Origin of the sequence: Streptomyces collinus Tu 365, assembly GCF_000444875.1 — a bacterium.
Classification (GTDB): domain Bacteria; phylum Actinomycetota; class Actinomycetes; order Streptomycetales; family Streptomycetaceae; genus Streptomyces; species Streptomyces collinus_A.
Genome location: NC_021985.1, coordinates 1405217 through 1430522 on the forward strand (window position 1 = coordinate 1405217; position 25306 = coordinate 1430522).

The window sequence follows — 25306 nt, forward strand, 5'->3', positions numbered from 1 at the left end:
TGCGGCACAGTGAGGGGCATGTCTCGGTCCTCGGAAGGGGGGCACCCTCGATCAGCGTGCCGGCTTCCGAGGATGGAGGAAGATCCCGCTGCGCCTCACTGTTCGTAGAAGCGTGAACGAATTGCGCGAGGTCGAGGTGGTCGTCATCGGGGCCGGCCAGGCCGGTCTGTCCAGCGCCTACCATCTGCGGCGCACCGGTTTCGGACCGGACCGCGACTTCGTGGTCCTGGACCACTCCCCCGGGCCCGGCGGTGCCTGGCAGTTCCGCTGGCCCTCGCTGACGTACGGCAAGGTGCACGGGATGCACGCGCTGCCCGGTATGGAGTTGACGGACGCGGCCGCGGACCGGCCCTCGGCGGAGGTCATCGGCGCGTACTTCGACCGCTACGAGCGCGCCTTCGACCTGCGCGTGCGGCGGCCCGTCGACGTACGTGCCGTACGGGAGGGTGACGACGGGCGGCTGCTGGTGCGGACGTCGGACGGCGACTGGTCCACCCGCGCGCTGATCAACGCGACCGGGACCTGGGACCGCCCCTTCTGGCCGCGCTATCCCGGTCAGCGCTCCTTCCGCGGGCGGCAGTTGCACACGGCGCAGTACGCCGGGCCCGAGGAGTTCGCCGGGCAGCGGGTCGTGGTCGTCGGTGGCGGGGCGTCCGGCACCCAGCACCTGCTCGAGATCGCCCCGTACGCGGCCGCCACCACCTGGGTCACCCGGCGGCCCCCGGTCTTCCGCGAGGGCCCGTTCGACCAGGAGACCGGCCGGGCGGCGGTCGCTCTGGTGGAGGAACGGGTACGCCTCGGCCTGCCTCCGAGGAGTGTGGTCTCCGTCACCGGGCTGCCGCTCAACGACGCGGTCAGGCGGGGGCTGGCCGACGGGGTCCTGGACCGGCAGCCGATGTTCGACCGGATCGCCCCGGACGGCGTGGAGTGGGGCGACGGCCCGGACACCCGGCGCGTCGGCGCCGACGTCATCCTGTGGGCCACCGGTTTCCGGGCCGCCCTGGATCACCTCAGGCCGCTCAGGCTGCGTGAACCGGGCGGCGGGATCCGGGTGGAGGGAACCCGCGCGGTCGCCGACCCGCGCGTCCACCTCGTCGGGTACGGGCCGTCGGCCAGCACGATCGGCGCGAACCGGGCCGGGCGCGCCGCGGTACGGGACATCCGGCGGCTGCTGGCCGAGGAACCCGCCGAGCCGGCCGTCGCTTGACGTCCGGCCGGTTCAGCGGGGCGGCTGGGTGACCGGGGGCCGGGTGGTCTGGGGCTGGGTGGCCTGGGGCTGGGTGGCCGGTGACTGGGTGGCCGAGGGCTGCGCGCCGCCGCCGGTCTGCTGCGGCCGGGGCTGAGCGGTCGATGCCTGGTGGCGGGCGTTGAACTCCGCCACGTTGCGCAGGTGCTCGGAGTAGTCGGCGGTGAAGCGGGTGTCGCCGGGCCCGACGGTGACGAAGTACAGCCAGTCACCGGCCGGCGGGTTGAGCGCGGCCCGCATCGCCTGCTCGCCGGGGTTGTCGATGGGTGTGGGCGGCAGCCCCATGCGCTGGTAGGAGTTGTACGGGCTCTCCATGCGGGTGTCGGCCTCGGTGGTGTGCACGGTGTTGCGGTTGAGCGCGTAGTTGATGGTGGAGTCCATCTGGAGCGGCATGCCCTGCTGCAGCCGGTTGAGGACGACCCGGGCGACCTTCCCCATGTCGGTGCTGTTGCCGGCCTCCGCCTGGACGATGCTGGCGATGGTGACGGCCTGGTACACGTCGGTCGTCCCGCGCTGTGCTCCGGCGGCGGCCGGCGCGCTGTTGTAGCGCTGGTTGGCGGTGTCGACCATGGTCCGCAGCAGCGACTCGGGGGTCGAGCCCTTCGGCACGGTGTAGGTCGCCGGGAAGAGGTACCCCTCGGGGTTGCCGCCGGCTTCGATCGGCAGCTTCAGGGCGGCTTTGCCGAGGGACTTGCGGGTGCTGCCGGGTGCCAGTCCGAGGGCCTTGTCGACGGCGTCGTACACCTGGCTCGCGCGCCAGCCCTCGGGAATGAGCAGGGTGCGCGGCTTCGCCTCCACGTGGTGCCCGCCACGCAGGGTCAGCAGTGGCACCGCCACGGCGGTGCCGGCCAGGGCGGCGCCGGTCACGAGGAGAAGGAGCCTGCCCCGGCGCGTCAGTCGCATCGTGCTCCGTCGCGGAGTGTTCATCTGCATGCGGGCACGGTAATACGCGTATGGTCACAATCCCGACATATCGTCAGCTTGTCGGCCGGGGTCGCCCGTCAGCCGGCCGGCTCCAGCTGGGCGTCCCGGCGCACCAGGGCGGCGTAGCGCCCGTCGGCCTCGAGCAGTTCCTCGTGCGTGCCCCGTTCGGCGACCCGGCCGGAGTCCAGGACCACGATCTGGTCGGCGCCGCGGACGGTGGACAGGCGATGGGCGATGGTGAGGGTCGTCCGGTCGGCGGACAGGTGGTCGATGGCCCGCTGGACCGCGGCCTCGGTGCGGTTGTCCAGGGCGCTGGTCGCCTCGTCCAGGATGAGGACCGGCGGGTCCCTCAGGATGGTGCGGGCTATGGCCAGGCGCTGCTTCTCGCCGCCGGAGAAGCGGTGGCCGCGTTCGCCGACCACGGTGTCGTAGCCGTCGGGCAGCGCGGCTATGTGGTCGTGGATCTGGGCGGCGCGGGCCGCCGCGTGCAGTTCCTCGTCGGTGGCGTCCGGCTTGGCGAAGCGGAGGTTGTCGGCGACCGACGCGTGGAAGAGGTACGTCTCCTGGGAGACGACGCCGACCGCGCGGGCGAGCGTGTCGAAGTCGAGGTCGCGCACATCGACGCCGTCGACGGTGACGCGGCCGCCGGTGACGTCGTAGAGCCGGGGCACCAGGTAGCCGAGCGTGGACTTGCCCGCGCCGGTGGGGCCGACCACGGCCAGGCTGCCGCCGGCCGGGACCGTGACGTCGATGCCGTCGAGGACGGGCGCGCCCTTGCCGTCGTAGCGGAACTGGACGTCCTCGAAGCGGACCTCACCCTTGATCTGGTCGAGGTGGACGGGCCGGGCGCGCTCGGTGATGTCGATGGGCAGGTCCAGGTACTCGAAGATGCGCTGGAAGAGCGCGAGGGAGGTCTGGATCTGGACGCCGGTGGCCAGCAGGCTCACGGCGGGGCGGAACAGGCCCTGCTGGAGCGAGACGAAGGCGACGATGGTGCCGAGCGAGGCTTCCGGGCCGCCGACCTGGAGGGCGAGACCCGCGGTCCAGTAGATGACGGCGGGCATGGCGGCCATGACGATCGTGATCACCGCCATGCGCCAGCGGCCCGCCATGTTCGACCGCACCTCCAGGTCGACCAGGCGCTCGGACTCCTCGGCGAAGGACGCCGTCAGCGAGTCGGAGCGGCCCATGGTGCGGCCGAGCAGGATGCCGCTGACCGACAGGGACTCGGTGACCGTGGCGGCCATGGCGGCCATCTGCTTCTGCCGCTTCGTGGTGATCTTCTTGCGTTCGTTGCCGACGCGGCGGCTGATCCACACGAAGACCGGGAGCAGGAGCAGCGACACGACCGTCAGGCGCCAGTCGAGGGCGATCATCGCGACGATCGTGGCGACCACGCTGGTGGCGTTGGAGACCAGGGAGGTGGCGGTGGAGGTGACGGTGGCCTGCATGCCGCCGATGTCGTTGGCTATGCGGGACTGCACCTCGCCGGTGCGCGTGCGGGTGAAGAAGGCGAGCGACATGCGCTGCAGCCGGCCGTAGACGGCGGTGCGCAGGTCGTGCATGACGCGCTGGCCGACGGTGGTGGAGATCAGCGTCTGCAGCACGCCGAAGACGCTGGAGAGGACGGCGCTGAGGATCATGCCGAGCGCGAGAAGGCTCAGCAGGCCCGTACGGCCGTCGGGGATCGCGACGTCGAGGGTCTCCTTGAGGAGGAACGGTGTGGCCACCGACACCAGCGAGGAGGCGCCGACCAGGACGCCGACGATCGCGAGCCGCCCGCGGTAGGGGCGGAAGAGTTTCAGGATGCGGCGCACCTGCCGGGGCTGTTCGCCCGCGTCGGCAGGTGGGGTCCAGGAGGGTTCGCGGTCGGGATGCATGGGCTCCTACGGAGGTGAGTGGGCGCCGGCCCGGACGGACCGGCGGCGACTTACGGATCTTAGCTCATTGTTACCTATACTCACAATGAACCGCATCCTGATATTGTTCCCGTATGACCAGCCCCGATCCCGACGGCCTGCTCGCCGAGCAGTTGCTGCGGCTCACCCGCCGGGTGCACCGCATCCAGAAGCGTCACCTGGAGCGGCGCGACGTGGGCGTCACCCCGGCCCAGTCCCGGCTGCTGCGCACCCTCGCGCACTACGGCTCTCCCCCGCGCATGGCCGACCTCGCCGAGCGCCTCGAGGTGGTGCCGCGCGCGGTGACGACGCTGGTCGACGGGCTGGAGGCGAGCGGCAAGGTGCGACGGGTCGCGGACCCGGCCAACCGGCGGGTGACCCGTATCGAGCTGACGGACGACGGCCGGGCGACCCTGCGCGAGCTGCGCGGGGCACGCCGGTCCGCGGCCGAGGAGATCCTCGCTCCGCTGACGGAGAAGGAGCGCGAGGTGCTGGGCGTCCTGCTTGACACCCTGATCGACGGCGAGACGGCCCACCGCTGCTGAGGCCGCCGCCTTCACGGCGAGCGGCCCCCGCTCCCTTCCCGGAGCGGGGGCCGTGGCCGTCTCAGCAGCGGCTGCGGTCCTCGGTCAGCGCGCCTTGCGCCGTGGCGAGCTCCCGGTCGTGGCAACCGGCGGAACCATGCACGCGGTAGCGCTCGCGGGAGGTCCCGACCGCGTGCCGCTGGTCGCGCGGGACGTTCACCGTGTACGAGGCATCGCCGGTGTAGGTGTCGTCCAGCCGCGACCAGGCGGTGCGCCGCCCGTCCCGCCGCTCCACGACGGCCGCCCGGTCGCCGAGGGTCAGCACGGTGCGCAGCCGGTCGTCCGTGCCGAGGGTCGTGGCGCCGTTCATCGTGTACGTCCGGCGGGTGTGCGTCGACCGCTCGGGCCCGTGTCCCCGCACCCCGACGGTCTCGTCGTCCGTCCAGGTCGCGTCCAGGCCGTCCGTGTTCTCGCCCTCGGTCCAGCGGTGCGCCGAGGTGTTCGCGAGGGTGCGGGTGACGGTGGTGGTCACCCGGCCGTGCGAGGTGTCCAGGTAGCCGGAGACGGTGAGCCGGTGCCCGGCCCGCGTGTCCACCCGGTTCTCCGGACCGGGTGTGTAGGTGGAGGTGTCGGCGATGTCGGTCGCCGTGTCCTCGGTGAGGCCGCCGGTGACCCGGGCGCGGTGCGCGTCCTGCCAGACCAGGACGTTGACCGGCACGCTCCAGCCTGACTGCCCCGCGGGCACGCCCACGACGGAGACCTCCACGCGGTGCGGGCGGCCGTCGTTCAGCAGCCCGGCGAAGGGCGTGAGGTCGTACTGGAGGGGCCGGACGTCGAAGGCGCCCGGCGCCGGCACGACGTACCAGAGGAAGGGGTTGGACCATCCCCCGGTCCACACGTTCGGGAACGGGGCGGCGATCCCGGCGAGGCGGCCGTCGACCTTGATCTGCACCTCGCGGTACGGCCCGTGGTCGGCCTTGCAGGAGTACGACGCGGGGTCGGCCACCGTCAGGTACCAGAACTCCTCGCAGCCGCCGCCCGATCCGGTGGCGTACACCTCGGCGACGACGCGCTCGCTGTTGCGCGGGGTGGTGAGCGTGGTGCCGTCCGGCGTGTCGGTGAGCGTGAGGACACGGTCGGGGGCGGCGGTCTCGGGACGGCCCTTGTAGAAGGTGAGGGTCGCCTTCACGTCGATGACGCCGGTGTAGGTGTCGTCCACGACGTTCCCGATGAGCATCTCGACGTCGTGCGGGGAGCGGAAGGTGTCGCTGTACCGGGTGACGTCCTTCTCCACGTGCCACTCGATACCGTCCGGCGACGGCTCGGGCGTCGAGGTGCGCAGGATCTCGACGCCGCCGACGTGCAGGTAGCCCAGGCGGTCGTACTGCCGGCCCTTCACCTTGCCGTCGAGACGCAGCACGACCTTGCTCCAGCGGTCGCCGCAGTCGCGGGGCGGTGTGTACGCGCCCCGGTAGGGGGTGAAGTCCCGGAACTGCGTCTCGGCCAGGGTGACCTGGCAGGACTTGGTGTGCGGCCGGTCGACGGGCGGGGCGGCCGTCACCGGGTCGTGCCAGTCGGTGCCGAACTCGGCCGGGACGTCCGCGGCTTGGGCGGCGGCCGGGGCGCCGGGGCGCGCCGTCGCGGTCCCGGTGCCGAGGATCGTGCTCGCCAGAAGGGTCGCCCCGGCGAGCATGGACATGACCATCCGTCTTCTCATGGCCGGTGTTCTACGGGGAGTCGGGCCCGCCCCGCAATGAGGCGTCCCGCCATACCGCTACCCCGCCAGGTCCGCCTTGTCCCCCATCACCACCACGGGACGCCGCTCCGGATCGAGCGTGCGCAGCAGGTACTCCATGGCCTGCTTGGACATGCTGACGCAGGCCGACGTGCCGCTGCCGTGGTCCATGTGCAGCCAGATGCTGCCGCCCTTCGCCTGGCCCTGCGGGCGGGTCGGGTTGTTCGGCGGGGTGCCCTTGACGCGGTTGTAGTCGATGGCGATCACGTAGTCGAAGTCGTGCCAGTGCGACCTGGCCCACCAGTGGGGCGCCGCGATGGACGCGTCCTGCGTGTACGGCAGCGCGGCGCCGGGATCCTTGAGCACGCCGCCCGCGTCGGTGAGGGTGAACACACCGACAGGGCTGCGCCGGTCACCCTCGTGGTGGTCGAGGGTCCACCCCTTCTTGCCGTTGTGCGCCGGCCAACTGCGGACCCGTTGCCAGGTTGCGCCCTGCTTGGCGTACAGCACGACCGTGGAGTCCGCCGAGTTCCTGCCTTCGCCGTAGACGGCCACGACCTGCCGGGAGTTCGCCGGAATGCGCTTGAGCAGCCGGGGACCGACCCCCGGCACGACGTGCGCGTCGCGGCCGCCCGCGCCGGACCGCGTCGCCTGGGCGCCCGGTTGTGGGTCGCTGTGGCCACGCCCCCCCGCGCCACACGCGGTCAGGCCCGCCACGAAGGTTCCGAAAGCCGCCACCGCTACTGTCACTCGCCGCACACTGTCGATCTGCACGCGCCCATGGTGACATCCCGTCGGCCGATCATGCGATCTTCCGGACATTCACCCCATCGGGCGGCCGTTCCCACGGACGGACCCGCCGGCCCGTCCAGGCTCCTGGCCGGAACTCTCCGGATTCCATGGACCGTCCGGGAAAATCGATTGAAATCCACCGCTCTGCGACGCGACCCTGTCACGGCTTGCCGCCACCGCCCTCCCCGTCACGAGCCACTGGGACGTCATGCAGATCCAAGACCTTCCGTACCCCAACCCTGGCGTACCGGACGCGCGTTCCGGTCCACGCCTGCTGTGGTGGCTCTGGCGCAACCAGGCGGGCGGCCAGCTCAAGGCGCTGGCGTGGGGGCTGCTGCACTTCGTCTCGGTCTCCGCCATGCCCTTCTGCGTCGGACTCGCCGTGCAGGCCGTCATCGACCGTTCCGGCACCCGGCTCGCCCTGGCGGGCGGCCTGTTGGCGCTGTGCGGCACGGGAACCGCCGTCGGCGACACCTTCCTGCACCGGGCCGCCGTCACCAACTGGATCACCGCCGCCGCCCGGGTCCAGCAACTGCTCGCGCGCAAGGCGGCCCTGTTGGGGTCCGCGCTGACCCGGCGGGTCGCGGCCGGCGAGGTGGTGGCCGTCTCCACCGGTGACGTGGAGCGGATCGGCTGGTTCGTCGAGGGTGTCTCCCGGTTCACCGCGGCCGCTCTGACGGTCGTCGTGGTCTGCGTGGGCCTGGCCGTCTACCAGCCCGCCCTCGGACTCGTCGTCGTCGTCGGCCTGCCGGTCGTGGCGCTCGCCGTACTCCCCCTGCTGCCCCGGGCCACGCGCCGGGCCGACGTCCAGCGCACGAAGGCGGGCCGTGCGACCGAGCTCGCCTCGGACACCGTCGCGGGCCTGCGCGTGCTGCGCGGGATCGGTGGCGAGGAACTGTTCCTCGACCGCTACCGCCGCGCCTCGCAGGAAGTGCGCCACGCGGCCGTGCGCAGCGCCCGTATGTGGTCGCTGATCTCCGCCGTCCAGGTGCTGCTGCCCGGACTGCTGCTGGTCGCCGTCGTCTGGCACGGCGTCGGCCTGGCCCGGCAGGGACGGATCACGGTCGGCGAACTCGTCACCGTCTACAGCGCGGTGATGATCCTCAACTACCCGCTGCGGCACTTCGAGGAGATCGCCATGGCGTACTCCTTCTCCCGGCCCGCGGCGAAACGGGCCGCGCGGGTGCTGTCCCTGGAGCGGTCCACCTCGGCCGACGGCTCCCGCGCCGCCCGGGTGCCGGGCGGCGACCTGTACGACCCGGCCACCGGTCTGCTCGCCGACTCGGGCCGGCTCACCGCGGTGGTGTGCGGCGACCCGGACGCTGCGGGGCGTCTCGCCGAACGCCTGGGCGGCCACCCCACCGAGCCGGGTCGCTCGGTCCTGCTCGGCGGCGTCCCCCTGGACGAACTCCCGCTGGATAGCGCCCGCACCGCCGTCCTGGTCCAGGACAAGGACCCGGTGCTGCTGTCCGGGTCGCTGCGCGACCTGCTGGACGTACCCGCTTCCGGAGCCGTGCGGGCCGCGGACGCGCTGGCGGCCGCGCAGTGCGAGGACGTGCTGGACGCCCTGGTGCAGGGGTCGCTGGACATCGCCGACCCGATGGACGCCCGGATCACCGAACGCGGCCGCTCCCTGTCGGGCGGCCAGCGCCAGCGGCTCGCGCTCGCCCGCTCCCTCGTCACCGACCCCGAGGTGCTGGTCCTGGACGAACCGACCTCCGCGGTCGACTCGCACACCGAGGCCCGCATCGCGGACGGACTGCGACGGCTGCGCACGGGGCGGACGACGGTCGTGTTCACCTCCTCACCGCTGCTGCTGGACCGTGCGGACCGGGTGGCCCTCGTCCACGAGGGCTCGGTCGTCGCGGTGGGCGTGCACCGCGAACTGCTGGACACCGAACCGCGGTACCGGGCCGTGGTGACACGCGAGACCGACGACGAGGCGGCCCTGGCCGGCGCCGGAGACGGCCTGGCCGGGGACAGCGCCCTGCTGGACGCCCTGGAGAACCTGGAAGAGATCGAGGAGAGCGCATGATCGGCGTTTCGCCACCGGCGTACGACCCGGCGGCCCCGACGACCGCCACCACCCTGCCCGTCGGCGCCGCGTCGACCGTGCGCGCCTACGCGACCGAGCTGTTCCGCCGGCACCGCCGGGCCTTCCTGCTGCTGATGGCCGTCAACACCGTCGCCGTGGTCGCCTCCATGGTGGGCCCCTATCTGCTCGGCGGGCTCGTCGAGCGGGTGTCGGACGGAGCCCGGGAGCCGCATCTGGGCCTGACCGCCTGTCTGTTCCTGCTCGCCCTCGTCGTCCAGGCCGGCTTCGTACGGCAGGTGCGGCTGCGGGGCGCGGTGCTCGGCGAGCGGATGCTGGCCGATCTGCGGGAGGACTTCCTGGTCCGCTCCGTGGGACTGCCGCCGGGCGTCCTGGAGCGGGCGGGCACCGGCGACCTCCTCTCCCGCATCACCACCGACATCGACCGCCTCGGCAACGCCATGCGCGAGGCCGTGCCGCAGCTGGCGATCGGGTTCGTGTGGGCCCTGCCGCTGCTCGGCGGTCTCGTCGTCACGGCCCCGCCGCTCGCGGCCGCCGTGCTCCTCGCGGTGCCCGTCCTGGTCGTGGGCTGCCGCTGGTACTTCAAGCGGGCGCCCTCCGGCTACCGTTCCGAGGCCGCCGGCTACGCCGCCGTCGCCGCAGCGCTCGCCGAGACGGTGGACGCGGGCCACACCGTCGAGTCGCACCGCCTCGGGGCCCGCCGTATCGCCCTGTCGGAGCGGCGCATCAAGGAGTGGACCGCCTGGGAGCGCTACACCCTCTGGCTGCGGTCCGTGCTCTTCCCGGTGATCAACGCCGTGCACGTCCTCGTGCTCGGCTCGGTCCTCATGGTCGGCGGCGCGTTCGTGCTCCAGGGCTGGATCGGGGTCGGGCAGCTGACGACGGGTGCGCTGATCGCCCAGATGCTCGTCGACCCGGTGAACCTCATCCTGCGCTGGTACGACGAGGTGCAGGTCGCCCAGGTGTCGTTGGCCCGTCTAGTGGGGGTCCGGGACATCGAGCCGGACGCCGGGGACGCCTCGGTGGCGCCCGGCGGACGGGACGTGCACGCCGACCGGGTGCGCTTCGGCTACCGGGAGGGCGTCGACGTCCTGCGCGAGGTCTCCCTCCAGGTCGCCCCGGGCACCCGGCTGGCCCTGGTCGGCCCGTCGGGCGCGGGCAAGTCCACGCTGGGCAGGCTGCTCGCCGGCATCTACGCGCCCCGCGACGGCCGCGTCACCCTCGGCGGCGCCGAGCTGTCCCGGATGCCGGCCGAGCGGGTCCGCTCGCACGTGGCCCTCGTCAACCAGGAGCACCACGTCTTCGTCGGCTCCCTGCGCGACAACCTGCTGCTGGCCCGCACCGGCGCCACCGACGCCGAGCTGTGGGCGGCACTGGGCGCGGTCGACGCGGACGCCTGGGCGCGGGCGCTGGACGACGGCCTCGACACCGAGGTGGGCTCCGGCGGGCTGTCGCTGACCCCGGCACAGGCCCAGCAGATCGCCCTGGCCAGGCTGGTACTGGCCGATCCGCACACCCTGGTGCTGGACGAGGCGACCTCCCTGCTCGACCCGCGCGCTGCCCGTCACCTGGAGCGGTCCCTGGCCCGCGTCCTCGACGGCCGCACGGTGGTCGCCATCGCCCACCGCCTGCACACCGCGCACGACGCGGACGTGATCGCTGTCGTGGAGAACGGCCGCATCACCGAGCTGGGCGGCCACGAGGAGCTGGTCGCGGCGGAGGGGGCGTACGCGGCGCTGTGGCGCTCGTGGCACGGGTGAGACCTCGCCGGGCCGGCACGGGCACCGGGTCCGAGGGCCCGCCCGACCGTCCCGGTGTCCTGTCCGGTGCGCGGTGACCTGTCGGCTCCCCCTTGCGGATCCGGCCTGGCGCCAGATCCGTGCCCGGCCCGGGCGAAGGTGCTCGGGTGGGGTCGCGTGACGGCAGCGGGACCCGGGCACATGGGCGCCCGTGGGCAGGTCCGGGCGGCGACGTGCGCGCGGGTCCGGGCTGTCGGGGCGGCCCCGCGCGGGCGGGGCCGGCCGGCGGTGCGGGACGACGGTACGTGGCCCGTGCCGTTGCGGAGAGCCGAACAGGGGTGGAAGGCTGGAAAGCGGCACAGGCTCGGGGAAGGGCAGGGAGCCCTCCGGTTCCCGCCGCGCGCGCCCCGTGCCGAGCGTGCCGGCGGCATGTCGCCCCTCACGGGTCGACGAGGCCGTACTCACCACCAGGAGGTACCCGTGGACAGCGCCGACGGATGGGGGGACGACGTCTACCAGCCCGATCCCTCGGAGATCCGGGAGGACTCGGGCGTGCTCGACGTCGAGGACACACTGGACTTCGACGGCGTCGAGGACCCCCTGGACCGCGGCTGGTCCCCTCCCGAGCGGCCGTGGGCGGTGGAGCACACCGGAGTGACGGCACGCGAACGGCTGACCGGCGAGACGCTGGACCAGCGGCTCGCGGAGGAGCTGCCCGATGCCGAGGCGCCGGACGGCGACGACATCGGTGACTGCGACGGCGGCGACGGGGAACTCCTGGACAACGAGGTCGGCCACATGCGTTCCGGCCGCCTGGTCGCCCCGGACGAGGGCGCGCACGAGGACGAGGAGAGCGCCCTCGTCGCCACCGACGTCGGGATCGACGGGGCGGCGGCCTCCGCCGAGGAGGCCGCGGTGCACATCGTCGACGAGGACTCCCTGTCCGGCTGACACGGAGGACACCGGCGCCCCCTGCCCGACCGCCCCGCCCGAGGAGCCGCCATGCAGCAGGACAAGCACCCCGAGTACCGGCCCGTGGTCTTCCGGGACCGCGCCGCCGGTTACGCCTTCCTCACCCGCTCGACCGCGAACAGCGAGCAGACCATCGAGTGGGACGACGGCGAGACCTACCCGGTGATCGACGTGGAGATCTCCTCCGAGAGCCACCCCTTCTACACGGGCAAGGCCCGCACGGTGGACACCGAGGGCCGCGTCGCCCGCTTCGAGCGCCGGTACGGCGGTGCCGGCTCCGACGGGCCGGCCTGAGGGAACCCGAAGCCTCAGATCATGTTGAGGGCCGCCGCGCAGCCCACTCCCCCGAGCACCATGAACACGGGCATGAGCACCCTGAGCTCCACCCAGCTGCCCGCCCGGAACCGCATCGGCTTCGGCGGGCCCAGCGGGTACCAGCGCTTGCGGCCCACCGGGATCGGCCACAGGATCGGGCAGCCGGACACCGTCAGCGCGTCCCCGATGTCGTGCACCAGGGCGCCCAGCACGATCGGCAGGCCCAGCCACAGGTACTGCTGGCCCGGCTCGGTGAACAGCCAGTCGGAGCCGTTGCCCGGCTTGTCCAGGATCCCGGCGAGGATCCAGGCGCTCGTCGCCGCGAGCAGCCAGACCAGGACGTCGCTGCTGGAGCCCCGGGCCGCCCGCCACAGCAGGCCCTCGATGGCCAGCACCATGTGCACGAACAGGATGGCCAGCACCGCCCAGCGCCCGCCGGCGATGGCCGTCGCCGAGCTGCCCGCGCCGATGAGGACCGCCCACAGCCAGGTGTGCGTCAGCGTGCGGTGGCCGCCCGAGCGGCGCGCGTCGCCCTTCTTCCGGGTCGCCTTGTAGACGGCGTACGACAGTTTGTCCACGATCTCGCAGACCCACCGCGAGATCGGCCCGAAGGCCCGCGAGATGGTGGCCGCCTTGTGGTCCAGGTCCGGGGCGAGCGCGGCGCCCGCGCAGATCAGCGCGCCGACCAGCAGCACCGGCCAGGGCATCGGGTGCCCGGCGGCGGCGGCCGCCGCTCCGACGCCGAGCCAGGCCGCGGCCCCCGACAGTGAGTGTGCTGGTCCCATCATGGCCGCTTCCCGCCCCGTTCCTCGTGTGCCGCTGTCCAGTTGACCTGGTGCGCTGCCCCTCCGTGAGCGACACAGCGTATCGGCCATGATCGTCACTTCCGTAGCCGATTCCCCCCTGACGGAGAAGGGCAGGCAAGATGGGGGCGTGACCCTCATCGATCAGTTGCCGCCGACCGCCGACCCCGACGCCCTGTACGAAGCCTTCGAGTCGTGGGCGCAGGAGCGCGGTATCACCCTCTACCCCCACCAGGAGGAGGCTCTGATCGAGGCGGTCTCGGGGGCGAACGTGATCGTCTCGACCCCGACGGGCTCCGGCAAGAGCATGATCGCCGCGGGCGCTCACTTCGCCGCGCTGGCCCGCGACGAGGTCACCTTCTACACGGCCCCGATCAAGGCGCTGGTGTCGGAGAAGTTCTTCGAGCTGTGCAAGCTCTTCGGCACCGAGAACGTCGGCATGCTCACCGGCGACGCCTCCGTGAACGCCGACGCGCCCGTGATCTGCTGCACCGCCGAGGTGCTGGCGTCGATCGCGCTGCGCGACGGCAAGGACGCGGACGTCGGCCAGGTGGTCATGGACGAGTTCCACTTCTACGCGGAGGGTGACCGCGGCTGGGCCTGGCAGATCCCGCTGCTGGAACTCCCACAGGCCCAGTTCATCCTGATGTCGGCCACTTTGGGCGACGTGTCCTTCTTCGAGAAGGACCTCGCCCGGCGGACCGGCCGCCCCACCTCGGTGGTGCGCTCGGCCACCCGCCCGGTGCCGCTGTCCTACGAGTACCAGCTCACCCCGCTCACCGAGACCCTGACCGACCTGCTGCAGAGCAAGCAGGCGCCGGTGTACATCGTCCACTTCACCCAGGCGCAGGCCGTGGAGCGCGCGCAGGCGCTGATGAGCATCAACATGTGCTCGCGCGAGGAGAAGGACCAGATCGCCGAGCTGATCGGCAACTTCCGCTTCACCACCAAGTTCGGCCGCAACCTCTCGCGTTACGTCCGCCACGGCATCGGCGTCCACCACGCCGGCATGCTGCCCAAGTACCGGCGCCTGGTGGAGAAGCTCGCCCAGGCGGGACTGCTGAAGGTCATCTGCGGCACGGACACCCTCGGCGTGGGCGTCAACGTGCCCATCCGGACCGTGCTGTTCACCGCGCTGACCAAGTACGACGGCAGCCGGGTGCGCACGCTGCGGGCCCGGGAGTTCCACCAGATCGCGGGGCGGGCCGGCCGCGCCGGCTTCGACACCGCGGGGCTGGTCGTGGCGCAGGCGCCCGAGCACGTCATCGAGAACGAGAAGGCCCTCGCCAAGGCGGGCGACGATCCGAAGAAGCGCCGCAAGGTGGTGCGCAAGAAGGCACCTGAGGGCTTCGTCGGCTGGACGGAGAACACCTTCGAGAAGCTGATCACGTCCGAGCCCGAGCCGCTGACCTCGCGCTTCAGGGTGACGCACACGATGCTGCTGTCGGTGATCGCCCGTCCCGGCAACGCCTTCGACGCGATGCGCCGCCTCCTCGAGGACAACCACGAGCCGCGCAAGCAGCAGCTCCGGCACATCCGCCGGGCCATCGCCATCTACCGCTCGCTGCTGGACGGCGGCATCGTCGAGAAGCTCGACAAGCCGGACGCCGAGGGCCGTATCGTCCGGCTCACGGTCGACCTGCAGCAGGACTTCGCCCTCAACCAGCCGCTGTCCACGTTCGCGCTCGCCTCGTTCGAACTGCTCGACCCGGACTCCCCGTCCTACGCCCTCGACATGGTGTCCGTGGTCGAGTCCACCCTGGACGACCCGCGGCAGATCCTCGTCGCCCAGCAGAACAAGGCGCGCGGTGAGGCCGTGGCCGCGATGAAGGCCGACGGCGTCGAGTACGAGGAGCGCATGGAGCGCCTCCAGGACGTCACGTACCCGAAGCCGCTGGAGGAGCTGCTCTTCCACGCGTACAACACCTACCGCAAGAGCCACCCCTGGGTCGGCGACCACCCGCTGTCGCCGAAGTCGGTGATCCGGGACATGTACGAACGGGCGATGTCCTTCACGGAGCTGGTGTCCTTCTACGAGCTGGCCCGCACCGAGGGCATCGTGCTGCGCTACCTGGCCAGCGCCTACAAGACCCTCGACCACACCATCCCGGACGACCTGAAGTCCGAGGACCTGCAGGACCTCATCGAGTGGCTGGGCGAGATGGTCCGCCAGGTCGACTCCAGCCTGCTGGACGAGTGGGAGCAGCTGGCCAACCCGGAGGAGATGACCGCCGAGGAGGCCCAGGAGAAGGCCGACGAGGTCAAGCCGGTCACCGCCAACGCGCGCGCCTTCCGGGTCCTGGTCCGCAACGCCATGTTCCGCCGGGTGGAGCTGGCCGCCCTGGACCAGGTCGGCGAACTGGGCGAGCTGGACGGCGACGCCGGCTGGGACGCCGAGGCGTGGGGCGAGGCGATGGACAAGTACTGGGACGAGTACGACGACCTCGGCACCGGCCCCGACGCCCGCGGCCCCAAGCTGCTGGTCATCAAGGAGGAGCCGGAGAACGGCCTCTGGCGGGTCCGCCAGATCTTCGACGACCCCGCCGACGACCACGACTGGGGCATCAGCGCGGAGATCGACCTCACGGCCTCGGACGCCGAGGGCCGCGCGGTCGTGCGTGTCACCGATGTCGGTCAGCTGTGAGCACTGGAGACTCCCACCGATGACGAACCCGGCCGAAAGACTGGTCGACCTGCTCGACCTGGAGAAGATCGAGGTCAACATCTTCCGTGGCCGAAGCCCGCAGGAGTCACTGCAGCGGGTCTTCGGCGGCCAGGTGGCGGGCCAGGCCCTGGTCGCCGCCGGGCGCACCACGGACGGCGACCGCCCGGTGCACTCGCTGCACGCGTACTTCCTGCGCCCAGGCAGGCCGGGCGTGCCGATCGTGTACCAGGTGGAGCGGGTCCGGGACGGACGCTCGTTCACGACGCGCCGGGTCACGGCCGTGCAGCAGGGACGCACGATCTTCAATCTGACCGCCTCCTTTCACAAGCCTGAGGAAGGACCGTTCGAGCACCAGCTGCCGCCGGCCCGCGAGGTGCCGGACCCGGAGTCGCTGCCGACGGTGACCGAGGAGATCCGCAAGCACCTGGGCGCGCTGCCCGAGCAACTGGAGCGCATGGCGCGCCGCCAGCCCTTCGACATCCGTTACGTCGACCGGCTGCGCTGGAACGCCGGGGAGATCGAGGGAGCCGAGCCGCGCAGTGCCGTGTGGATGCGCGCGGTGGGACCGCTCGGTGACGACCCCCTCGTGCACACCTGCGCCCTCACCTACGCGAGCGACATGACGCTTCTGGACGCGGTCCGGATCCCGGTCGAACCCCTGTGGGGGACGCGGAACTTCGACATGGCGTCCCTGGACCACGCCATGTGGTTCCACCGTCCCTTCCGCGCGGACGAGTGGTTCCTCTACGACCAGGAGTCCCCGATCGCGACCGGCGGGCGTGGCCTCGCCCGTGGGCGTATCTACGACGTGCGGGGACGGCTGTTGGTGTCGGTCGTCCAGGAAGGGCTGTTCCGGGCCCTGTAGCCCTGTGTTTCAGACCCTCGCGGGCCTGGGGGTTCTGCGCCGCAGCCAGACCCGCAGGCCGCGGGCGGCTCGCGTCGCCGTCGGCCCGCGCCCGTCGCCCGGGACCGTGGGTGGCGCGGTGGGCACGGCGTGCGGTGCCGCCGGGCCGCGAAGGGCCCCGGGGCTCCCGGCGCTCGCGGTGCTCCCGACGCTCCGGGTGTTCTCGCCGTGCTCGGTCGCGGGGCGCACGGTCCGGTGGTGGCGCGGGGCCGGTCGCGCGGCGGGCTCGGTCTGCCGTGGGGCCGGGCGTGGTGCGACTGTGTGGGCGCGTGCCTCCTCCGCCGCTCGGCGCAGTTCGCTGCGCAGCCAGCCGATCTCGTCCGCGTCCTGTGCCGTCATGAGTTCCTCGGCGAGGAGCGCGGAGGGGGAGCTCGGGGTTCCGTGGTCCGGCGGGGCCGGGCGGAAGCGGTTCAGGTGGGCACGTTCGTAAGGGTCCTTGACGACGTCGTGGACGTCGACTTGAGGAAGCAGCGCGGCCAGGGCGCCGGCTCGCGCCCACGGGTCGTCGTCGGCCCCGCGCAGCAGGAATCCGAGGTGCCGCCCACGCCAGTTGCGGGCCCGCAGATCCACTCCTGTCGCGAGCTGTCCTCGCAGGGTCTCGGGCGTGCGGCCCTTGAGCAGGCGCGAGTTCACGCCCTGGGCGGCGAAGTCCCGCAGTTCCTCGGCCAGGTAGAGCCAGACGACGGCTCGGTAGCGGTTGACGTAGAAGCGCACCGGTACCAGCAGTCCCAGGCGCGCGAGGCGGGTGAAACGGCCCGCCGGGATGCCCATGAGCGCGGCTCCTTCGGCGGTGCCCACGACGTGCACGCGTTCGAGGAGCGGGCCGGGAAAGCCTGGCTCGGCGCGGAGACGGTCGATCTCCGCCCGCTCGACGCGGCGGCCGCCGCCCCCGCTGTCGTCGGGCACGGTGCGGATGCGTCCGAGGTGTACGGCGAGTTCGAAGTCGGCTCGCTTCAGGCCCAGTTCACGGGCCGCGCGGCCCGGCGGGCAGGTGACGGGGCGGGAGGGGACGAAGGTGCTGTCCGGCATGGTGGTACTCCCCCGTGGTGCGGTCGGCTCACGCCCTGCGCGTATGCCGTGCACCCACCGTAGCCGTTCGCGCACGATCCGTTCTCGACCTGTGGATAACCCTGCCCGTAACGAAGAAGACGCAGGTCAGAGGTCTGTCGTCGGTGGTCGCTCGGGGTGCCGGGCGTCCACGCCGAGGTGTTCGCCGACGCGGTTGACGAGCAGGGTCATCTCGTAGGCGATCTGACCGATGTCGGCCTCCGCGCCGCTGAGGACGCACAGGCAGCTTCCGGTGCCGGCGGCGGTCACGAACAGCACGGCGTCGTCGTACTCGATCATCGTCTGACGTACCGTGCCCGCCCCGAAGTGGCGTCCCGAGCCCTTGGCCAGGCTGTGCAGTCCGGAGGCGACGGCGGCCAGATGCTCGGCGTCCTCGCGGCGAAGGCCCGTGCTCGCTCCGGTGACCAGCCCGTCGTTGGAGAGGACCAGTGCGTGCCGTACGTGGTCCACCCGTTGGGTCAGGTCGTCCAGGAGCCAGCCGAGTCCCTGGTTGTGCGCCATGTTCGGTCTCCCCGTGTGACGTCTCCCCCTGGCTGGAGGATCTGTGCGCCAGCCTTCCCCACGACCGGCGTCCGGGCAAGCAGGATGGGCGTATGGCACAGAAGATGACCGATGAGGAATGGCGGGCGTTCGTCTCGAACGGCACGCGAACCGGCAAGCTGTCCACCGTCAGTGCCGATGGGAGCCCGCATGTGGCCCCGATCTGGTTCCTGCTGGACGGGGACGAACTGGTCTTCAACACCGGGAAGGAGACGGTGAAAGGGCGCAATCTCGCCCGTGACGGGCGTGTCGCCCTGTGTGTGGACGACGACCGGCCGCCCTTCCACTTCGTGATCCTGACCGGACGGGCCCGGCTGTCCGAGGAACTGGACGAGGTGCGCCAGTGGGCCACCCGGATCGCCGCCCGGTACATGGGCGAGGAGCGTGCGGAGGAGTACGGCGCCCGCAACGGCGTGCCGGGCGAGCTGCTGGTGCGGGTCGCCGTGGACAAGGTGGTGGCGGTCAAGGACCTGGCCGCCTGAGGCTCACCCCACGGAGTCGAGGAGCCGGGCGGTGTGCATCCGCCCGGCGTACTCGACGAGGCTGATCAGCACCTCCTTGCCCGAGTCACGGTCGCGGGCGTCGCAGAGGACCACCGGGGTGCCTTGGTCGAGGTCGAGGGCCCGGGAGACGTCGCGGGCGCCGTATCCGCGCGCTCCGGGGAAGCAGTTGACGGCCACCACGAAGGGGATGCGCCGGTGCTCGAAGTAGTCGACGGCCGGGAAGCAGTCCTCCAGCCGGCGGGTGTCCGCGAGGACGACGGCGCCGAGGGCGCCCTGGGAGAGTTCGTCCCACAGGAACCAGAAGCGGTCCTGCCCCGGTGTGCCGAAGAGGTACAGGGAGAGGCCGGAGCGGATGGTGATGCGCCCGAAGTCCATGGCGACGGTCGTGGTGACCTTCTGGTCCACGCCGTCGGTGTCGTCCACCAACTGACCAGCCTCGCTGAGCAGTTCCTCCGTGCGCAGCGGGCGGATCTCGCTGACGGCCCCGACGAGGGTCGTCTTGCCGACTCCGAATCCGCCGGCGACCAGTATCTTCAGGGCCAGGGCGGAGATGTCGCCGGCGGTGTCGGGATGCTCGGAGACCATGATCACTTCTCTCGGGTGGCAGCTTCGGTGGTGTCGAGGTGCTCGGAACGAGAAGTCAGCATCATGGCAACTCCGGCGCCTCTCCGGGGAAGTGGAGCGAAATACGCCTGATGTGACCGGCTCGCGCACGGTTGGTTACGGAACGCGCACGGAACGGAGTACGTCGGGACGCACATCGGGCGAGCAGACGTTCGTCCACGACGCCCGTCTACAGCGCTCGCAGTCCTTCGATCACCTCGCGCAGGATGCGTTCGTCCGGCAGGTGGGCCGGGGGCACCGGACGGCTGATCGTGACGCGGCCCAGTTCCAGGAGGTCGCCGAGGAGCACCCTGACCACGCCCACCGGGAGGTCGGCGTCGGCCGCGAGTTCGGCGACCGACTGGGTCTCGGTGCGGCACAGTTCGATCAGGGCCAGGTGCTCGGGGCCGAGCGCCGTGTCGTCGTCGGCCGCGGGTGCCGCGGGGTCGAGGGTGACGAGGGCGATCAGGTCGAAGCGCACGCCGGTGGGGCCGGGCTGGGTGCGGCCGCCGGTCATCGCGTAGGGACGGACCAGGGGCCCGGCCTCGCCGTCGTACCACCGGCTGCCCTGCTCGTGCGGGCCGTCGGTCGGGTTCTCGGTCATGGACGCCGCCCTTCCGGCTCATCCGGCGGTGTGCGGTCGGGCGGAGAGGCGCGGCGCGGTGCGCAGATGCTCGCCCACCCGCTTGACCAGGCGTGCCATCTCATAGGCGACCAGGCCGATGTCCGCGGTGACGGCGGTGAGCACGGCGAGGCAGGAGCCCTCGCCGGCCGCGGCGACGAACAGGAAGGCGTCGTCCATCTCGACCATCGTCTGGCGCACGCCGCCGGCTCCGAAGTGCCGTCCGGCGCCTTTGGCGAGGCTGTTGAAGCCGGAGGCCACGGCAGCCAGGTGTTCCGCGTCCTCCCGGGTGAGGCCGGTGGAGGCGCCGACGGCCAGGCCGTCGTTGGAGAGCACGACGGCGTGCCGTACCTCGCCCACCCGCATCACCAGGTCGTCCAGCAGCCAGTCGAGTTCGCCGGACCGCTGGGCGGCTCTTGTGTTCGGGTCCTGGATCATGCCGGGTCTCCTTCGGTGGTGTCACGGCCGGTTCGGGGTGCACGGGGGGCACCGCGGCCGGGTTGCCTGCCACCACCGCGGGTCCAGCCGGCGCGGTAGGCCGTCATGCGGTCCCGCACGAGTTCGGGGGTGCGCGCGTCGTCGCCGTGTGGCTCGGGCTCGGGTTCCGAAGTCTCGGAACGCCGGTGGCGGAGCTGGGGCGCGAGGCTCGCCTGCCGTACGCGGCGCGGAAGGTTTTCGGACGATTCGGAGTCGTCGGACACGCGGTGCAGCCTCAAGGTGGCGACTCCGGGGGGTGGTTCGGGCGCGGGGGCCGGTGGCCCGGGTGCGGTCGGCGGGGGCCGGTGCGGGGACGGCCCGGGTGCGTGCGCGGACCGGTGGGGCTCGTGTGCGTGCGGCGGAGGGGCCGGGGCGGTGGCGGAGAGGGCTGGTCGGCCGTCCTGGGCGGTGACGGCGGTGACCGGCGGGGCGTCGGGCACGCGCGCGTGGGCGTGCGGCTGCTCGACCCCGGCCGGAGTCTCCTCGTGGCGGGGACGGCCCTCCTGAGCGGCGCGCTCCACGGAGCGTGCGTGCAGCAGGGGCGTGGGGAGCAGCACGACGGCGGTGGTGCCGCCGTAGGGCGAGGTGCGCAGCAGCACCTTGATGTCGTGCCGGGAGGCGAGGCGGCTGACCACGAACAGTCCGAGGCGGTCGCTGTCGAACAGGTCCAGCGCCTCGGACTGCTCGATGCGCCGGTTGGCGTCAGCGAGGGTGTCGGCGCCCATGCCGAGGCCCCGGTCCTCGACCTCGAGGACGTAGCCGTTGCCGACAGGCTCGCCGGTGACGCGCACCCGTGTATGGGGCGGGGAGAACTGGGCGGCGTTCTCGATGAGTTCGGCGAGCAGATGGGTGAGGTCGGCCACCGCGGTGCCGTTGACGAACGCCTCGGGGAGCTGGCGGACCTCCACGCGCGCGTAGTCCTCGATCTCGGAGACGGCCGCGCGGACCACGTTCGTCAACGACACGGGCATCCGCCAGGCCCGGCCCGGTGCGGCTCCCGAGAGGATGATCAGGCTCTCGGCGTGACGCCGCATCCGGGTGGTGAGGTGGTCGAGACGGAACAGGTCGCTCAGCTCGTCCGGGTCGTCGGAGCGTCGCTCCATGCTGTCCAGGAGGCTGAGCTGGCGGTGGACCAGCACCTGGCTGCGCCGGGCCAGGTTGACGAAGACCCCGGAGATGCCGCTGGCGAGTTCGGCGCGCTCCACGGCCGCGAGCAGCGCGGCGCGGTGCACGGTGGTCAGGGCCTCGGCGACCTGGCCGGCCTCGTCCTCGGCGGGCGGTCCCTCGGGGGTCTCCGCGCGGATGTCGATCTCCTCGCCCGCGCGCAGTCTCCGCATGGCCTCGGGGAGCTTGCGGCGCGCGATCTCCAGGGCGTCGTTGCGCAGGCTCACCAGCTCGACCACGAGGGCTCGGCCGATGCGGACGGAGATGACGAGGGAGGCGGCGACGGCGGCCAGGCCGAACAGCACGGCGGCGCCCGCCGGGCTGAGCAGGCCGCGTGCGAAGGGGTCGGCACGGCCGGCGACGGCGCGGCCGGTGTCCGTGGCGATGCCGCGCATGCCGTTCTGCACGCGCGCGTGGGCGCTGTTCCAGGCGCTCTCAGGTGCCGTGTCGACGCCCTTCGCCCCGGGACCGGCGGCAAGGATCCTGTCCTCGGTGGCGGCGAGCGACGTGTAGGCGTGGCCGCCGGTCAACTCGCGCCAGGCGGTGCGCTGGGTGCGGGGCAGGTCGGCGACCGCCGCGTCGGTGAGGGTGCGGCGGGTGGCGACGGCCGCGCCGAACAGCCGCACCCGTTCGCCCTGCAGGGCGGCGGCCGGACGGGCGCTGCCGAGGACGGCGTCCTCCTGGGCGAGCGCTTCGGCGGCCCGTGAGAACTCGAGCAGCACGCGCGCGTCCGCGCCCACCTCGGCCTGCTGGACGCCGGTGAGGGCGCCGTCCACCGTGAAGGCCGTGGCGATGGCCGTCGTGTACCGGGCGTACACCTCGTTCCAGCGCGCGGTGTGGTCGTGCACGGCGGTGCGCACCGCGCGCAGGCCCTCGGCGCCGCTGACGAACGCCTCCAGGCGGGTGGCGACCCCGGCGGGCAGTTCCCGGCTGTCGGCGACGGTGCTGTCGTCGCCGAGTCGCAGCCTGGCCACGGCGCGGTCGGTGCGGGCGGCGAGGCCTTCGAGGTCGTCGCCCCCGTTTCCGCCGGCGCCGGGGTCGGCCGCGTGGCGCACGGCGGCGGCCCGTTCGGCCTGCAGGGCGGTGACGGCGGCGGCCACCGGTGCCCTCAGCTCGTCCTCCACCTGCTGGGACTGGCGCAGGCGGGCGACGTTCTGGGCGGTGCTGACGGTGGCGTACGCCCACAGGGCGAGCAGCGAGACGACGGGCACCATCAGCAGGCAGACGACCTTGGCCCGCACCGTGCGGGGGCGCATGTGCCGGCGGCCCGCGCGGGGGGAAGGGACGGCGGGGGGTGCCTCGCCGGTGGGGCCGGTGGTCTCGTCGGCCGGTGGTCCGGCGTGCGCACGACGGCCGCGAGGGGCGGGTGGTGGCTGCGCCGAGGCGCCGGTTTCGGGGGTGCTACGGGGTGGGCGCATGGCCTCCTCGCTCGGTCGTGGGTCGGGGGTGCGGGGCCGGGACCCGTCAGCCGGCGGTGCCCTGGACGGGCCGCTGCGCGGAGGCGGAGGCCTCGCGTTCGCCGGCGGTGGGCGAGAGGGCGACGAAGGCGCAGGTGAGGAAGAGGAAGGACCCGAGGCCGACGGCGAGGGGGAAGATGAACTGCATCGCCGTGGCCCCCGGCAGCACCTCCCCGGAGGGGGTGACACGCACCTTCACCGCGAACATCCCGGTGTAGTGCATGCTGCTGACGGCCGCGCCCATGACCAGCGAGGCGAGGGTGACCGCCAGGGGGGACTTGATGTTGAGGCCCGCCCACAGGGCCGCGGTGGCCGCCACTACGGCGATCAGCACCGAGAGCCCGACGAGCACGGGGTCGTAGGTCACGCCGCCGTGGAGCCGTACGGCGGCCATGCCCAGGTAGTGCATGCTGGCGACGCCGAGCCCGGTGGTGAGGCCGCCGAGCAGCAGGGCCCGGTTGCGGTCCTTGCTGTGCCCCACGACGGAGACGCCGACGGAGACGACGACCATGGCGACGACGAGGCTGAGGATGGTCAGCGGCACGTCGTAGCGGATGTCGGTGCCGCTGACGCGGAAGCCGAGCATGGCCACGAAGTGCATGGTCCAGATGCCCGTCCCGATCGCGGAGGCGGCGGTGAGGAGCCAGTTGCGGCGCGAGCGGCCCGTGGTGGCGAGGGCCCGCACGGTGCAGCGCAGCCCCAGGGCGGCGCCTATGCAGGCCATGACGTAAGACAGCACGGGGGTCAGCCAGCCGAAGGCTGCGTGGTCCAGGTGTCCCATGGCCCCGGGACGCTATCCGGGGCAGGGGCGCACGAAGGGGGCGCATTTCGAAAGGTGTTGCAATCTGACCCGGTGAGGCGAGGGAACGATCGCCTCGCGCCCGAACATGGGCGCAGGAGCGTCCCTCATGTCGGTGAGGAATCATGCCGAGCATGAGCGACGACCACACACACGTCCAGGAGTTCTTCTCCGCCCGCGCGACCGACTGGGACGACAGGTTTCCCGACGACGGCCCGGCCTACGCCGCCGCCGTCGCGGACCTGCAGCTGCGTCCGGGCGACCGGGTGCTCGACGCGGGGTGCGGCACCGGCCGCGCCCTGCCCCCGCTGCGCGCCGCCGTGGGCCCCTCCGGAGTGGTGGCCGGGGCCGATCTGACTCCGGCGATGCTCGAGGCGGCCACGCGGGCGGGCAGGCACCGGGAAGGAGCGCTGCTGCTCGCCGACGTCGCGGCACTGCCGCTGCGGTCGGGGTCCCTGGACGCCGTGTTCGCGGCAGGCCTGATCGCGCATCTGCCGCGGCCCGCCGAGAACCTGCGGGAGCTGGCGCGTGTGGTGCGGCCGGGCGGCGTGCTCGCCCTCTTCCATCCCATCGGCCGGGCGGCCCTGGCGGCGCGTCAGGGCCGGCGGATCACCCCCGACGACCTGCGCGCCGAGGGCAATCTCGGCCCGCTCCTGGCCCGCTCAGGGTGGCGCATGACCTCGTACGTCGACGAGGACGCCCGCTTCCTCGCCCTGGCCGTGCGCGAGGACCGAGCGTCTTGAGGGTCAGTCCCGTCCCGCGACGGCCGCAGCGAAGACGCCGGGGTTGTCGAACATGATGTTGTGACCCGCGCACGGAACCGTCACCACGCGGACTCCGGCGGCCTCCAGCGCCGGCCTGCCCGGGAGTTCGCCGCTGCGCTCGCCCTGAAGGTAGACGCGGTCGATCGACAGGTTCTCCAGGATCGACCGCATCACCGGCTCGGAGCCGCGCCGCAGCCCGACGGCGCTGCGGTGCAGCGCGCGGGGGTCGGCCAGCCGCATGGTGGCCGCCCACAGCGGGCCGACGGCCTCCAGCACGCGCGCGTGATGCTCGTCCACGAACGCGTCCTCTTCGTAGGCGGCGATTCCGCTGCTGCCTGCGGTCGGGGGCGGGAAGGCGTCCAGGTTGGCCTCGGCGAGGACCAGCCGGGAGACGAGTTCGGGCCGCCGATGGGCGAGCACAAGGGCGACGGCGCCTCCCATGCTGTGCGCGATCAGTTCGGCGCCGACGACGCCGGCCCGGTCCAGGGCGGCGGCCACGGCGTCGGCGTTCTCCTCCAGCGAGTAGCCGAAGTCGGTGGGCCGGTCGCTGATGCCGTGACCGGGCAGGTCCACGAACAGGCTTCTCCTGCCCGCGAGTTCGGGCCGTGCCGCGATGTGCGCGTGATAGACGGAGGAGACCGAACCGAGTCCGTGCAGGTACACACGCGCCAGCTCGTCCCCGGGCACCTCCGTCCAGCGGATCGCGCTCCCCTTGCTGTCGAATGCGGCCTGCTGCACC

At 72.6% G+C, this 25306-nt stretch carries 23 protein-coding genes; 10 read left to right on the top strand and 13 right to left on the bottom strand.

The annotated features are described in order from the left end of the window. Positions 1 to 112: 112 nt before the first annotated feature. Entirely contained in the window at positions 113 to 1207 is a 1095-nt protein-coding gene (locus tag B446_RS05740) for an NAD(P)-binding domain-containing protein (RefSeq protein WP_043474844.1), read from the top strand. A gap of 12 nt (positions 1208 to 1219) precedes the next feature. Here the strand turns inward: B446_RS05740 and mltG are convergent, their stop codons facing one another. Beyond that, the gene (mltG, locus tag B446_RS05745) at positions 1220 to 2179 is read right to left on the bottom strand and encodes an endolytic transglycosylase MltG (protein WP_078614644.1); all 960 of its coding nucleotides are present in this window, start codon (positions 2177 to 2179) and stop codon (positions 1220 to 1222) included. Positions 2180 to 2247: 68 nt separating this feature from the next. After that, positions 2248 to 4050: an ABC transporter ATP-binding protein gene (locus B446_RS05750; protein WP_020938473.1), complete on the bottom strand. Its 1803-nt coding sequence runs from the start codon at positions 4048 to 4050 to the stop codon at positions 2248 to 2250. Positions 4051 to 4163: 113 nt separating this feature from the next. Between B446_RS05750 and B446_RS05755 the strand changes: the two genes are divergently transcribed. Beyond that, entirely contained in the window at positions 4164 to 4613 is a 450-nt protein-coding gene (locus B446_RS05755) for a MarR family winged helix-turn-helix transcriptional regulator (RefSeq protein ID WP_020938474.1), read from the top strand. 61 nt (positions 4614 to 4674) lie between these two features. Here the strand turns inward: B446_RS05755 and B446_RS05760 are convergent, their stop codons facing one another. Beyond that, complete coding sequence (locus B446_RS05760) at positions 4675 to 6309, bottom strand: peptide-N4-asparagine amidase (protein WP_234967457.1); 1635 nt, start codon at positions 6307 to 6309, stop codon at positions 4675 to 4677. 57 nt (positions 6310 to 6366) lie between these two features. After that, positions 6367 to 7101, bottom strand: coding sequence for a L,D-transpeptidase family protein (locus B446_RS05765; RefSeq protein ID WP_237751123.1), 735 nt, complete (start codon positions 7099 to 7101; stop codon positions 6367 to 6369). Between the two features lie 226 nt (positions 7102 to 7327). On the opposite strand from B446_RS05765, the gene B446_RS05770 reads away from it, so the two are divergent. From B446_RS05770 to B446_RS05785, 4 genes are all read left to right on the top strand, one after another. Then, positions 7328 to 9154: an ABC transporter transmembrane domain-containing protein gene (locus B446_RS05770; RefSeq protein ID WP_020938477.1), complete on the top strand. Its 1827-nt coding sequence runs from the start codon at positions 7328 to 7330 to the stop codon at positions 9152 to 9154. Then, positions 9151 to 10932, top strand: coding sequence for an ABC transporter ATP-binding protein (locus B446_RS05775; RefSeq protein WP_020938478.1), 1782 nt, complete (start codon positions 9151 to 9153; stop codon positions 10930 to 10932). The genes B446_RS05770 and B446_RS05775 overlap by 4 nt, the downstream gene beginning before the upstream one ends. A gap of 459 nt (positions 10933 to 11391) precedes the next feature. After that, a complete protein-coding gene (locus B446_RS05780; protein ID WP_020938479.1) occupies positions 11392 to 11862 on the top strand; it encodes a DUF5709 domain-containing protein in 471 nt (156 codons plus the stop codon). 51 nt (positions 11863 to 11913) lie between these two features. Beyond that, positions 11914 to 12177, top strand: a complete 264-nt coding sequence (locus B446_RS05785; protein WP_020938480.1) for a type B 50S ribosomal protein L31 — start codon at positions 11914 to 11916, stop codon at positions 12175 to 12177. A gap of 14 nt (positions 12178 to 12191) precedes the next feature. Here B446_RS05785 and B446_RS05790 read toward each other — a convergent pair whose 3' ends face one another. Then, positions 12192 to 12986, bottom strand: a complete 795-nt coding sequence (locus tag B446_RS05790; RefSeq protein WP_020938481.1) for a metal-dependent hydrolase — start codon at positions 12984 to 12986, stop codon at positions 12192 to 12194. A gap of 145 nt (positions 12987 to 13131) precedes the next feature. On the opposite strand from B446_RS05790, the gene B446_RS05795 reads away from it, so the two are divergent. Then, entirely contained in the window at positions 13132 to 15645 is a 2514-nt protein-coding gene (locus B446_RS05795; protein ID WP_020938482.1) for a DEAD/DEAH box helicase, read from the top strand. A 19-nt stretch (positions 15646 to 15664) separates the two neighbouring features. After that, positions 15665 to 16531: an acyl-CoA thioesterase gene (locus B446_RS05800; RefSeq protein ID WP_020938483.1), complete on the top strand. Its 867-nt coding sequence runs from the start codon at positions 15665 to 15667 to the stop codon at positions 16529 to 16531. Positions 16532 to 16540: 9 nt separating this feature from the next. Here B446_RS05800 and B446_RS40155 read toward each other — a convergent pair whose 3' ends face one another. Together B446_RS40155 and B446_RS05810 are read right to left on the bottom strand one after the other, a co-directional pair. Further along, on the bottom strand, positions 16541 to 17599 hold the full coding sequence (locus B446_RS40155; RefSeq protein ID WP_020938484.1) for a DUF6397 family protein: 1059 nt from the start codon (positions 17597 to 17599) through the stop codon (positions 16541 to 16543). A gap of 126 nt (positions 17600 to 17725) precedes the next feature. Continuing rightward, complete coding sequence (locus tag B446_RS05810) at positions 17726 to 18139, bottom strand: roadblock/LC7 domain-containing protein (protein ID WP_020938485.1); 414 nt, start codon at positions 18137 to 18139, stop codon at positions 17726 to 17728. Positions 18140 to 18231: 92 nt separating this feature from the next. Here B446_RS05810 and B446_RS05815 point away from each other — a divergent pair, with 92 nt between their 5' ends. Beyond that, the gene (locus B446_RS05815; protein ID WP_020938486.1) at positions 18232 to 18660 is read left to right on the top strand and encodes a PPOX class F420-dependent oxidoreductase; all 429 of its coding nucleotides are present in this window, start codon (positions 18232 to 18234) and stop codon (positions 18658 to 18660) included. 3 nt (positions 18661 to 18663) lie between these two features. Here the strand turns inward: B446_RS05815 and B446_RS05820 are convergent, their stop codons facing one another. From B446_RS05820 to B446_RS05840, 5 genes are all read right to left on the bottom strand, one after another. Beyond that, complete coding sequence (locus tag B446_RS05820) at positions 18664 to 19266, bottom strand: GTP-binding protein (RefSeq protein WP_020938487.1); 603 nt, start codon at positions 19264 to 19266, stop codon at positions 18664 to 18666. A 208-nt stretch (positions 19267 to 19474) separates the two neighbouring features. After that, positions 19475 to 19888 carry a DUF742 domain-containing protein gene (locus B446_RS05825; protein ID WP_020938488.1) on the bottom strand — a complete coding sequence of 138 codons (414 nt, stop codon included), beginning with the start codon at positions 19886 to 19888 and terminating at the stop codon, positions 19475 to 19477. An 18-nt stretch (positions 19889 to 19906) separates the two neighbouring features. Next, a complete protein-coding gene (locus tag B446_RS05830) occupies positions 19907 to 20344 on the bottom strand; it encodes a roadblock/LC7 domain-containing protein (protein ID WP_020938489.1) in 438 nt (145 codons plus the stop codon). Beyond that, on the bottom strand, positions 20341 to 22965 hold the full coding sequence (locus B446_RS05835; RefSeq protein WP_078614646.1) for a nitrate- and nitrite sensing domain-containing protein: 2625 nt from the start codon (positions 22963 to 22965) through the stop codon (positions 20341 to 20343). Before B446_RS05835 ends, B446_RS05830 begins: the two co-directional genes overlap by 4 nt. A gap of 46 nt (positions 22966 to 23011) precedes the next feature. After that, positions 23012 to 23785 carry an MHYT domain-containing protein gene (locus B446_RS05840; protein ID WP_020938491.1) on the bottom strand — a complete coding sequence of 258 codons (774 nt, stop codon included), beginning with the start codon at positions 23783 to 23785 and terminating at the stop codon, positions 23012 to 23014. 152 nt (positions 23786 to 23937) lie between these two features. Between B446_RS05840 and B446_RS05845 the strand changes: the two genes are divergently transcribed. Continuing rightward, positions 23938 to 24546 carry a class I SAM-dependent methyltransferase gene (locus tag B446_RS05845; RefSeq protein WP_020938492.1) on the top strand — a complete coding sequence of 203 codons (609 nt, stop codon included), beginning with the start codon at positions 23938 to 23940 and terminating at the stop codon, positions 24544 to 24546. A gap of 3 nt (positions 24547 to 24549) precedes the next feature. Here the strand turns inward: B446_RS05845 and B446_RS05850 are convergent, their stop codons facing one another. Further along, positions 24550 to 25305: an alpha/beta fold hydrolase gene (locus tag B446_RS05850; protein ID WP_020938493.1), complete on the bottom strand. Its 756-nt coding sequence runs from the start codon at positions 25303 to 25305 to the stop codon at positions 24550 to 24552. Position 25306 lies beyond the last annotated feature (1 nt).